Raw genomic sequence first — 11767 nt, forward strand, 5'->3', positions numbered from 1 at the left:
AACGAATGGAATGGCTGGTTATAATGCTGGTCGTCAGTCTGCTGTGCATGATACCATGCATGGGGAAACTGCTTCCGCAGGGAGACGATATGACCTTTCATATTCTACGAATCGAAAGCGTATACCATGCGTTGAAGACCGGACAGGGATTCCCTGCATATGTTTATGATAAGCTGTTGGAGGGATATGGATATGGAGCAGGAATTTTTTATCCGGATATTCTATTGCTTCCGGCTGTGCTGTTCCGTTTTATGGGACTGTCACCGGCAGGGGCCATGAAGGGATATATTTTCCTGTTGCTGTTACTTACCTGTTATACATCATACCGGGCAGGAAAATTAATTGGGAAAAGTCATTTTGTGGGGCTTGTTACGATGGTATTGTATACAATGGGACATTATCATTTGGAAGATATATACAGACGGTCGGCAATGGGAGAAGTTGTCGCCATGGCATTCATTCCTCTGGTATTTCTGGCATTGTATGATTATACAGAACGGGAAGAACGGAGAAAAGGGTTGTTATGTCTGGTATTTTCCGGTTTGCTGCTCTGTCACACGATCAGCTTCGTGTTATGCGTTGGAATCGCTGTGGTATGGGTGCTGATCCGTATCCGAAAGGTATGGAATAAAAAGCATATTCTAGGTATGCTGGCAGAGATTTTAGGTTGTGTACTGCTGACTGCATTTTACTGGATTCCGGTATTGGAACAGTTTGCGGATGGAACATATTATGTCAGTACGAATCCGGCATTTGAGACACAGGATGAGATGATGACGATACTTGGTATTGTAAGTGGAAGACTGTCAGTTTCCTTTGCAGAGCTTGGTATTTTCCTGTTACTGGTAATGCTTGGACTACGATCGCAGATAAAAAATAAAAAGGCAATTCTGTGCCTTTGCCTTGCAGTTGGTTTGTTACTCATAGAAACACGGTTGTTCCCATGGAAGTTAATAGATAAAACACCGCTTATCAGTCTGCAGTTCCCATGGAGACTGAATATGTTCACAGAATTTTTTGTAGCATTTGGAATCGGAAACCAGTTATATGCATTATATAAACACAGGCTTTTATCCGAGAAAAACTGCAAACTTTGTTTTGTGCTCTGTGTATTGATCGGAGTCTTTAATCTGAGTGTCGTATGGCAGGTGGAGATCCTTCGGCACATGGATTATTCATATGATTATATCGAGACACCAGCAAATACAAATGAGATCGGCTTTTGTGAATGGCTGCCATCAGAAGCGGACAGAGGACAGACGGTGTTCAGTGATAATAGTGGAACGATATGGTTGTATGGAGAGAATGAGAAGACGGAGACAGGTGAATATCATTCAGATGGAAGCTATTCCTTTGATGTAAATGGTACTTATGACAGTTGTGTTGTTCCGAAATATTACTACAAAGGATATGAAGCAACTGTAGCCGATCCGGCCGGCAGTCAGGAACTGCTTCCGGTTTCCAAAGATCCGGATACCGGACTGGTCAGATTGGAACTGAATGGGAAAAGCGGAACGATTTGTGTCTGGTACGGAAAAACCATAATGCAGACAGTATCGAAATGGATATCTCTGCTTAGTCTGTTGCTTATCGTTGCTTTTGGTGTGATCCAGTTCCTTACAAAGCATAAAAGTGGACGGGAAAATACAGACACACAATACATCTGATTTTGTGGAATGCATTAAGTGATGAAATCACGAAATATTACAATAATCTAAAAAAGTACATAACGCTTTTGACTGGTGTCGGTTTTGCAGATAGGCGAAGCCGACACTTCTTTTTGGAATAGGTGTTGGAAGGGGAATTTCTACGATACGTCCATCCTTCAGGTAGCTTTCAGAGAATTCCCGGACAACACTGGCGATTCCCATACCGATCGCTGCGAAGTCAAGCAGGAGATCCATGTTATTGATCTCAAGAAGCTGGTTACAGTGGAATGAATGTTCATTCAGATAGTTATCGACATGGGTTCTGGTTACGTTTGCCTCCTCTAACATCATAAGTGTAGAGTGGCGGAAGATATCCCGGATATGATCTTCGGTCAGGACTTCAGAATCCGAAACGGACTGCTGTACATTCATGAGCGGGATCAGGTTCCCTATGATTGAGCCGGAAAATATCGGATATCTGGCAGCTTCCGGTTGTGTATCGGCGGTTTCTTCGCCTGCTTCCAGACCGGCTTCTGTTTCCCGGTATGGAAAATTATCGATATAATCACTATTTGCCACGAAAATATCCTGGATGGAGCGTACATGGGAATAAGTGATATTTTTAGGTAGTTCCGTTTCGCAGATCAGACCGATGTCGATTTCTTCATTTTTTAAGAGTCGGATCGTATTTTTGGTAGAGTGGCAGTCGATGCTGACCTTGATATTCGGGTTATCTTTGATGAAGGGCTTCAAGTAGTCCAACAGGATATGCTTGCAGAGAGAGGTGCTGACACCGATACGGATATGACCAATCCCAAGTTCGTTGTATTTTTTCAGACTTTCTTCTCCCTTTACAATGTTATCCAGCGCGCGTTCGATATAGTCATACAGGATCGTCCCCTCTTCGGTCAGGGCAACGCCCCTGGAATTGCGGACAAAGAGTGCAATCCCTATGCTTTCTTCCAGATTGCTGATCGCCTTGCTGACTGCGGGCTGGCTGATATAAAGCTGGTTTGCGGCACGGCTGATGCTGCCGGTCTTAGCAACTGTGTAAAACACATTATAATAATTCAGATTATTGATCATGGCGTCCCTCCGATATATAAATACAAGTTATACAATGTATTACTATTATATATTGTAATTATACCAGCCGGTGTGGTAAAATCAATAAAAATATTCAATAACAAAATGCGTGAAATAGCGACAGTTATTTACAAAATAAGATTTAGGATCAGGAGGACAAAGCACATGGGTATGACAATGACTCAGAAGATTTTAGCTGCACATGCAGGACTTGACAGCGTGGAAGCCGGACAGTTGATTGAGGCAGATTTGGACCTTGTACTTGGAAATGATGTTACAACACCTGTAGCAATTCATGAGATGGACAAATTCAATAAGAAAGAAGTATTTGATAAGAATAAGATTGCACTTGTAATGGATCACTTTACACCGAATAAGGATATTAAGAGTGCAGAGCATTGTAAATGTGTCAGAGAATTCTCGGCAGAGAACCAGATCAAGAATTTTTTTGATGTAGGTTCTATGGGTATTGAGCACGCTCTGTTGCCGGAGCAGGGACTGATCGTTGCAGGCGAGACCTGTATCGGTGCAGATTCTCATACATGTACATATGGTGCACTTGGTGCATTTTCAACCGGTGTTGGAAGTACCGATATGGCAGCCGGTATGGTGACCGGCAAAGCATGGTTTAAAGTACCATCTGCAATTAAGTTTAATATTGTAGGAGAGAAAGCACCTTGGGTCAGCGGCAAGGATGTTATTCTTCATATCATTGGCATGATCGGTGTAGACGGTGCATTATACAAATCAATGGAATTTGTTGGCGATGGCATCAAGAACCTGACAATGGATGACCGTTTTACTATCGCAAATATGGCGATCGAAGCAGGTGCCAAGAACGGAATCTTTCCGGTGGATGAATTAACAGAAGCATATATGAAGGAACATTCTACAAAGGCTTACAAGAAGTATGAAGCAGATGCTGATGCGGTTTATGATGAAGAGTATACGATTGATCTTTCCACACTTCGTCCAACAGTTGCATTCCCACATCTTCCGGAGAATACAAAGACAATTGATGAAGTTGGCGATATCAAGATCGATCAGGTTGTAATTGGCTCCTGTACAAATGGACGTATTTCCGATATGCGTATTGCAGCAGATATCATCAAGGGCAGACAGGTAGCACAGGGTGTTCGTGTCATTGTGATCCCCGGAACACAGGAGGTATACTTACAGTGTATCGAAGAAGGACTCATGACGATATTTGTAAAGGCAGGCGCTGTAGTTTCCACTCCTACCTGTGGACCATGTCTTGGTGGACATATGGGTGTTATGGCAGCAGGAGAAAAAGCCGTATCCACAACCAACCGTAACTTTGTAGGACGTATGGGTCATGTTGATTCAGAAGTATATCTGGCAAGCCCGGCTGTTGCAGCAGCATCAGCGATCACAGGCAAGATCAGCAGTCCGGAAGAACTTGGATTATAATTAAGGAGGGTACGCAGAATGAAAGCATATGGTACAGTACACAAATATGGTGACAACGTAGATACAGATGTTATTATCCCTGCAAGATATCTGAATTCATCAGATCCTGCGGAGCTTGCAAAACACTGTATGGAAGACATAGATAAGGAATTTGTAAACAACGTAAAAGCAGGAGATATCATTGTGGCAAAGAAGAACTTTGGCTGTGGTTCCTCCAGAGAGCATGCACCGATCGCGATTAAAGCATCCGGTGTAAGCTGTGTTATCGCAGATACATTTGCAAGAATTTTCTATCGTAACTCGATCAATATCGGACTTCCGATCATTGAGTGCCCGGAAGCAGCAGAAGGTATCGAGGACGGTGATGAAGTAGAGATCGATTTTGACAGTGGTATCATCTACGATAAGACAAAGGATACCCGGTATAAGGGGCAGGCATTTCCTCCATTCATGCAGGAGATCATTAAGAATGAAGGCCTGATTAACTACATTAACAACAAGTAATGCACATTTGAATAACTCTATGCTATGCAAGCTTGCTTGCATACAGCATAGGAGTTATTCAAATGTATAGTGCGCAGCACAAACCGAGCCGAAAGGCGAGGTTGCATTACTTGGTAAAGAAAAGGCATATGCCAATAACTCTATGCTATGCAAGCTTGCTTGCATACAGCATAGGAGTTATTCAAATGTATAGTGCGCAGCACAAACCGAGCCGAAAGGCGAGGTTGCATTACTTGGTAAAGAAAGGCAGGAATAAAAGATGAAATGTAATTTAGCAGTGATCAAGGGTGACGGTATTGGCCCTGAGATCGTAACAGAAGCAATGAAGGTTCTGGATAAAGTCGGTGAAGTATATGGTCATACATTTGATTATGAGCAGATCCTGATGGGTGGATGCTCGATCGACGCAACCGGAGTGCCGCTTACAGATGAGGCAGTAGCAGTAGCAAAATCAAAGGATGCCGTATTGTTAGGCTCCATTGGTGGAAATACTTCTACCTCGCCATGGTATAAGCTTCCTCCAAATTTAAGACCGGAAGCAGGACTTCTTAAGATCCGTAAGGAGCTTGGATTATTTGCAAACTTAAGACCGGCAAATCTTTATGAGGAGTTAAAGAGTGCCTGTCCGTTAAAGGAAGAGATCGCAGATCGTGGATTTGACATGATGATCATGCGTGAACTGACAGGTGGCCTGTATTTTGGAGCAAGAAGTACAGAGGAGATCGATGGTGTGTTAACTGCACATGATAACCTTGTATATAATGAGAACGAGATCCGTCGTATTGCGATCAAGGGTTTTGATATCGCAATGAAGAGAAGAAAGAAAGTTACATCTGTAGATAAGGCAAATGTTCTGGATTCTTCCAGATTATGGAGAAAGATCGTAGAAGAAGTGGCAAAGGATTATCCGGAAGTAAGCTACGAGCATATGTTAGTTGATAACTGCGCAATGCAGCTTGTAAAGGATCCTGCACAGTTTGATGTTGTATTAACAGAGAATATGTTCGGTGACATCCTTTCCGATGAGGCATCCATGATCACAGGTTCGATCGGTATGCTTCCGTCTGCATCCTTAAATGAGACGAAGTTTGGTATGTATGAGCCAAGCGGCGGATCAGCACCGGATATTGCAGGACAGAACAAGGCCAATCCTATCGCAACGATCCTGTCGGCAGCTATGATGCTTCGCTTCACATTTGACTTGGATAAGGAAGCAGATGCAGTAGAGCAGGCTGTAAAACAGGTACTGGTAGATGGTTACAGAACATGTGATATCATTTCGGAAGGAATGACACCGGTAAGCTGTTCTGAAATGGGAGATTTAATTGCAGAACGCATAAAATAAAGGAGAGTATAGAGATGAAGAGTGATAATGTAAAAGTCGGAATGCAGCAGGCACCACATCGTTCCCTGTTTAATGCACTCGGTATGACAAAGGAAGAAATGGAACGTCCGCTGGTAGGTATTGTATGTTCTTACAATGAGATCGTTCCGGGACATATGAATCTGGATAAGATCGCACAGGCAGTTAAGATGGGAGTTGCTATGGCTGGTGGTACACCTGTCATGTTCCCGGCAATTGCAGTCTGTGATGGTATCGCTATGGGACATATCGGTATGAAATATTCATTAGTAACCAGAGATCTGATCGCTGATTCTACAGAAGCAATGGCAACTGCACATCAGTTTGATGCACTGGTTATGATCCCGAACTGTGATAAGAATGTACCTGGTCTGTTAATGGCTGCAGCAAGAGTAAATGTACCTACCGTATTTGTATCCGGTGGTCCAATGCTTGCAGGTCATGTAAAAGGTCATAAGACCAGTCTTTCCAGTATGTTTGAGGCTGTTGGTTCTTATTCAGCAGGAACCATGACAGCAGAAGATGTAAATGAATTTGAATGTAAGGCATGTCCTACCTGCGGTTCCTGTTCCGGTATGTATACAGCGAATTCCATGAACTGCTTAACAGAAGCACTTGGTATGGGACTTCCTGGAAACGGAACGATACCTGCGGTGTATTCTGAGCGTCTGAAGCTTGCAAAGCATGCAGGTATGGCTGTTATGGATATGTACAGAAAGAATATCAGACCAAGAGATATCATTACAAAAGAAGCGATCATCAATGCATTAACCGTTGATATGGCGCTTGGATGTTCTACCAACTCAATGCTTCATATTCCGGCTATCGCACATGAGATCGGGTTTGACTTTGATATTTCCTATGCAAATGAGATCAGTGCCAAGACACCAAACTTATGTCATCTGGCTCCTGCAGGTCCTACTTATATGGAAGATCTGAATGAAGCCGGTGGCGTATACGCTGTTATGAATGAATTAAAATCCGCAGGTCTGTTAAATGAAGACTGTATGACAGTAACCGGTAAGACAATCGGTAAAGCTGTCGACGGCGTAGCAAATAAGAATCCGGAAGTTATTCGTACACTGGATAATCCATATAGTAAGACCGGTGGTCTTGCAGTATTAAAGGGAAATCTTGCACCGGACGGTTCTGTTGTAAAGCGTTCCGCTGTTGTACCTGAGATGATGGTGCATGAAGGACCTGCAAGAGTATTTGACTGTGAAGAAGATGCGATTGCAGCGATCAAGGGCGGTAAGATCGTACCCGGTGATGTCGTTGTTATCCGTTATGAAGGACCGAAAGGAGGCCCTGGTATGCGTGAGATGTTAAATCCAACATCAGCGATCGCAGGTATGGGACTTGGATCATCAGTAGCCTTGATCACAGACGGAAGATTCTCAGGAGCCAGCCGTGGTGCATCCATCGGACATGTTTCACCGGAAGCAGCAGTTGGTGGTCCGATCGCACTCGTAGAAGAGGGAGATATCATCAAGATCGATATTAACAATACTACGATCACGTTAGATGTACCGGATGATGTGCTTGCACAGAGAAAGGCTGCATGGAAGCCAAGAACACCGAAGGTAACAACCGGTTATCTTGCAAGATATGCCGCTATGGTAACATCAGGAAATCGTGGAGCAATCTTAGAGGTACCAAAGGCTGATAAGTAGAGAGTATTAAAGGAGCAAAAGGAAAATGGCAAAGAAGATATCAGGTTCTGAGATAGTAATTGAATGTTTAAAAGAACAGGGTGTTGATATTGTGTTCGGGTATCCGGGGGGCGCAATCTTAAATGTCTATGATGCCTTATATAAGCATCAGGAAGAGATCACGCATGTACTTACATCACATGAGCAGGGGGCAGCACATGCCGCTGACGGATATGCAAGAGCAACAGGTAAGGTCGGTGTCTGTATGGCTACATCCGGTCCCGGTGCAACAAACCTTGTAACGGGAATTGCAACTGCATATATGGATTCCGTTCCGATGGTTGCGATCACCGCAAATGTCGGAGTAAATATGCTTGGTAAGGACAGCTTTCAGGAGATCGACATTGCAGGTGTTGTAATGCCGATCACAAAGCATAGCTTTATCGTAAAAAATGTAGAAGATCTGGCACCGACGATCCGACGTGCATTTAAGATCGCAAAGAGTGGAAGACCAGGTCCTGTCCTTGTTGATATTACAAAGGATGTTACGGCTGCAGAGGCAGAGTATACATATGAAGAACCGGCAGTGATCGAGCGTAAGACAGATACAATCCGGGAAGAAGATATAAATAAAGTGATCGAGATGATCAAAGTATCCAGAAGACCATATATCATGGCAGGCGGCGGAGTGATCATTTCAGGAGCTTCCGAAGAATTAAAAGAATTTGCCGAGAAGGTAGATGCACCTGTATGTGATACACTTATGGGAAAGGGCGCATATGATGGTACAAGCGAGCGTTATACCGGCATGATCGGAATGCACGGAACCAAGGTATCGAATCTTGGAGTATCCAGATCCGACCTTGTGATCGTGGTAGGAGCACGTTTCTCCGACCGTGTCATTGGAAATGCTTCCAAGTTCGCACCAAATGCAAAGATCATTCATATTGATATCGATGCAGCCGAGATTGATAAGAATATTCCGGCAAATGCAAGCATTGTGGGTGATGCTAAAGAAGTTCTGACGATATTAAACAGTAAACTTCCAACTCAGTCAAATCGTTCCTGGATGGCAGAAATCAAGGATTTAACAGAGAAAAATCCGGTCACATACGACATGGATCACTTAAATGGACCGGCAACTATCAAAAAAATCTATGAAATTACCGAAGGAAATGCTATAATCACTACTGATGTAGGTCAGCACCAGATGTGGGCGGCACAGAATTACACTTATAAGGAGCCAAGAACTTTCCTTTCATCAGGCGGACTTGGTACTATGGGATACGGTGTCGGTGCAGCTATCGGCGCAAAATATGGCAGATCGGATAAGACTGTAGTAAATATCGCAGGAGACGGATGCTTCCGTATGAATATGAACGAGATTGCGACAGCAGCCCGTTATAAAGTACCTATCATTCAGGTGGTATTAAATAATCACGTTCTCGGAATGGTAAGACAGTGGCAGAATCTGTTCTACGGACAGCGGTATTCGAATACAGTATTAGATGATTCTGTTGATTTTGTAGCAGTATCAAAAGCACTTGGGGCAAATGCAAGTAAGATCACATCGATCGAAGAGTTTGAAACAGAGTTTAAGAAGGCATTGACAGCAGATGGTCCGACCGTACTGGATGTTATGATCGATTCCGATGATAAGGTATGGCCTATGGTAGCTCCGGGTGCTGCAATCGACACCTGTTTCACAGACAAAGATCTTGATAATTAAAAATAACAATAATAAAAAAGAAGGAGATAAAAAATGGCAAGAGTATTTAACTTTTCAGCAGGTCCATCCATGCTTCCTGAATCTGTATTAAGAGAAGCAGCAGAAGAAATGCTTGACTACAGAGGAACAGGCATGAGTGTTATGGAGATGAGTCATCGATCGAAAGCATTCGATACGATCATCAAAGAGGCAGAACAGGATCTTCGAGATATCATGGAAATCCCTGATAATTACAAAGTATTATTCTTACAGGGCGGTGCTTCCCAGCAGTTCGCTGCGATACCTATGAACCTTATGAAGAATGGTGTAGCGGATTACATCATCACAGGTCAGTGGGCAAAGAAAGCGTACGAAGAAGCTAAAAAATATGGAAAGGTAAATGCTGTTGCTTCATCAGCAGATAAGACATTCTCCTATATCCCGGATTGTTCTGATCTTCCGATTGATGAGGATGCAGATTATGTATATATCTGTCACAACAATACAATCTATGGAACTACATATCACAAGCTTCCAAATACAAAGGGTAAGATTCTGGTAGCAGATATGTCATCCGACATTCTGTCTCAGCCGGTCAATGTATCTGACTATGGTATGATCTACTTTGGCGTACAGAAGAACGTAGGTCCGGCCGGTGTAGTAGTTGCGATCATCCGTGAAGATCTGATCCGTGATGACGTTATGCCATTTACACCAACCATGTTAAAGTATAAGACACAGGCAGATGCAGATTCTCTTTACAATACACCACCATGCTACGGTATCTATATTTGTGGCAAGGTATTCAAATGGGTAAAAGAGATGGGTGGTCTTGCAGCTATGAAGGAGCACAATGAGAAGAAGGCAGCAATCCTTTACAATTTCTTAGACAGCTCCAAGATGTTTAAGGGAACTGTAGTAAAAGAGGATCGTTCTTTAATGAATGTTCCATTTGTTACAGGTGATGAAGAATTAGATGCCAAGTTCGTAAAGGCTGCAACAGAAGCTGGTTTTGTAAATCTGAAGGGACACAGAACGGTTGGCGGCATGAGAGCATCAATCTACAATGCAATGCCGATCGAAGGTGTTGAGAAGTTAGTAGAATTCATGAAGGATTTCGAAGAGAAGAATTCATAATAAGAGCATTCTGCATGCAGTCCTTTGGGATTGCATGCGGAGGCAGATATAAAGGAGAGTTAAATAAAAAATGGCAGTTAAAGTGAATTGTTTAAATCCGATCGCTGCATGTGGCATGGAGCTGTTACCGGATACATATGAAATAACGGATAATTATGCAGACGCAGATGCGGTCCTGGTAAGAAGTGCATCCATGCATGATCTGGAACTTTCAGACAAACTCCTGTGTGTTGCAAGAGCAGGTGCAGGCGTAAATAATATTCCACTTGATAAATGCGCAGAAAAGGGCGTTGTAGTATTCAATACTCCAGGTGCAAATGCAAATGGTGTTAAGGAACTGGTTGTAGCAGGTCTGCTTCTTGCTTCCCGTGATCTGATGGGCGGATACAACTGGGTAAAGGACAATGCTTCTGACGAGAACCTTGCAAAAGCAGTTGAGAAGCAGAAAAAGCAGTATGCAGGTAATGAGATCGCCGGCAAGAAGCTCGGCGTTATCGGTCTTGGTGCGATTGGTGCCAAGGTAGCAAATATCGCAGTCAGACTTGGAATGGAAGTATATGGTTATGATCCGTTTGTATCCGTTGATGCAGCATGGGGCTTATCCAAATACATCAAACATATTACAAATGTAGAAGATATCTATAAGGAATGTGATTATATCACAATCCATGTTCCAGCACTTCCTGCAACAAAGGGAATGTTGAACGCAGATGCATTTGCCATGATGAAGGATGGTGTCAGAATCCTGAACTTTGCAAGAGATGTTCTTGTAAATGATGAAGATATCAAGGCAGCACTTGCAAGCGGCAAGGTAGCAAAATATGTAACAGATTTCCCTAATCCGGCAATCGCAGGTACAGAAAATGTAATTGCATTACCACATCTTGGTGCCTCTACAGAAGAATCTGAAGATAACTGTGCGATCATGGCATGTAAAGAAATCACAGACTTTATGGAGAATGGTAATATCAAGAACTCCGTAAATTATCCAAATGTAAATATGGGCGTATGTGGTGATACTGCCAGAGTTACAATCTGCCATAAGAATATTCCTAACATGCTGACACAGTTTACAGGCGTATTTGCAAAGCAGGGCGGAAATGTATCGGGAATGATCAGTCAGGCAAAGGGTGAATATGCATACTCAATCCTTGACATTGATAAGGTTCCTACAGAAGACGATATCAATGCGTTGCTTGCAATTGATGGTGTTATCAAGGTTCGCGCGATCTAAGAA

The 11767-nt window shown here is 43.1% G+C and carries 9 protein-coding genes; 8 read left to right on the plus strand and 1 reads right to left on the minus strand.

Features of this window, described 5'->3' with window-relative positions; genetic code table 11:
• The first annotated feature begins 5 nt into the window (after positions 1-5).
• Entirely contained in the window at positions 6-1667 is a 1662-nt protein-coding gene (locus tag DWW85_RS02520; RefSeq protein ID WP_181986481.1) for a DUF6541 family protein, read from the plus strand.
• A gap of 27 nt (positions 1668-1694) precedes the next feature.
• Here DWW85_RS02520 and DWW85_RS02525 read toward each other — a convergent pair whose 3' ends face one another.
• Positions 1695-2735, minus strand: coding sequence for a LysR family transcriptional regulator (locus tag DWW85_RS02525; protein ID WP_117807399.1), 1041 nt, complete (start codon positions 2733-2735; stop codon positions 1695-1697).
• Between the two features lie 165 nt (positions 2736-2900).
• Here DWW85_RS02525 and leuC point away from each other — a divergent pair, with 165 nt between their 5' ends.
• The 7 genes from leuC (at position 2901) to DWW85_RS02565 (ending at position 11764) form a co-directional block, all read left to right on the plus strand.
• Positions 2901-4166 carry a 3-isopropylmalate dehydratase large subunit gene (gene leuC / locus DWW85_RS02530; RefSeq protein ID WP_021944394.1) on the plus strand — a complete coding sequence of 422 codons (1266 nt, stop codon included), beginning with the start codon at positions 2901-2903 and terminating at the stop codon, positions 4164-4166.
• Between the two features lie 18 nt (positions 4167-4184).
• Complete coding sequence (gene leuD / locus DWW85_RS02535; protein WP_117785428.1) at positions 4185-4670, plus strand: 3-isopropylmalate dehydratase small subunit; 486 nt, start codon at positions 4185-4187, stop codon at positions 4668-4670.
• 259 nt (positions 4671-4929) lie between these two features.
• On the plus strand, positions 4930-6015 hold the full coding sequence (leuB, locus tag DWW85_RS02545; protein ID WP_021944396.1) for a 3-isopropylmalate dehydrogenase: 1086 nt from the start codon (positions 4930-4932) through the stop codon (positions 6013-6015).
• A 14-nt stretch (positions 6016-6029) separates the two neighbouring features.
• Entirely contained in the window at positions 6030-7706 is a 1677-nt protein-coding gene (gene ilvD / locus DWW85_RS02550) for a dihydroxy-acid dehydratase (RefSeq protein ID WP_117807401.1), read from the plus strand.
• A gap of 25 nt (positions 7707-7731) precedes the next feature.
• The gene (ilvB, locus tag DWW85_RS02555) at positions 7732-9414 is read left to right on the plus strand and encodes a biosynthetic-type acetolactate synthase large subunit (protein WP_117807402.1); all 1683 of its coding nucleotides are present in this window, start codon (positions 7732-7734) and stop codon (positions 9412-9414) included.
• A 33-nt stretch (positions 9415-9447) separates the two neighbouring features.
• Positions 9448-10530: a 3-phosphoserine/phosphohydroxythreonine transaminase gene (gene serC / locus DWW85_RS02560; protein ID WP_008402910.1), complete on the plus strand. Its 1083-nt coding sequence runs from the start codon at positions 9448-9450 to the stop codon at positions 10528-10530.
• 70 nt (positions 10531-10600) lie between these two features.
• Positions 10601-11764, plus strand: coding sequence for a phosphoglycerate dehydrogenase (locus tag DWW85_RS02565; protein ID WP_021944399.1), 1164 nt, complete (start codon positions 10601-10603; stop codon positions 11762-11764).
• Positions 11765-11767 lie beyond the last annotated feature (3 nt).

This window comes from Clostridium sp. AF17-21AC (assembly GCF_003461365.1).
Taxonomy (GTDB): Bacteria; Bacillota; Clostridia; order Lachnospirales; family Lachnospiraceae; genus Coprococcus; species Coprococcus ammoniilyticus.

Excerpts from the sequence above, each read along its gene's own strand:
- DWW85_RS02525 (WP_117807399.1), bottom strand. The coding sequence starts at position 2,735 with ATGATCAATAATCTGAATTATTATAATGTGTTTTACACAGTTGCTAAG.
- ilvD (WP_117807401.1), top strand. The coding sequence starts at position 6,030 with ATGAAGAGTGATAATGTAAAAGTCGGAATGCAGCAGGCACCACATCGT.
- serC (WP_008402910.1), top strand. The coding sequence starts at position 9,448 with ATGGCAAGAGTATTTAACTTTTCAGCAGGTCCATCCATGCTTCCTGAA.
- leuD (WP_117785428.1), top strand. The coding sequence starts at position 4,185 with ATGAAAGCATATGGTACAGTACACAAATATGGTGACAACGTAGATACA.
- ilvB (WP_117807402.1), top strand. The coding sequence starts at position 7,732 with ATGGCAAAGAAGATATCAGGTTCTGAGATAGTAATTGAATGTTTAAAA.
- DWW85_RS02565 (WP_021944399.1), top strand. The coding sequence starts at position 10,601 with ATGGCAGTTAAAGTGAATTGTTTAAATCCGATCGCTGCATGTGGCATG.
- leuC (WP_021944394.1), top strand. The coding sequence starts at position 2,901 with ATGGGTATGACAATGACTCAGAAGATTTTAGCTGCACATGCAGGACTT.
- leuB (WP_021944396.1), top strand. The coding sequence starts at position 4,930 with ATGAAATGTAATTTAGCAGTGATCAAGGGTGACGGTATTGGCCCTGAG.
- DWW85_RS02520 (WP_181986481.1), top strand. The coding sequence starts at position 6 with ATGGAATGGCTGGTTATAATGCTGGTCGTCAGTCTGCTGTGCATGATA.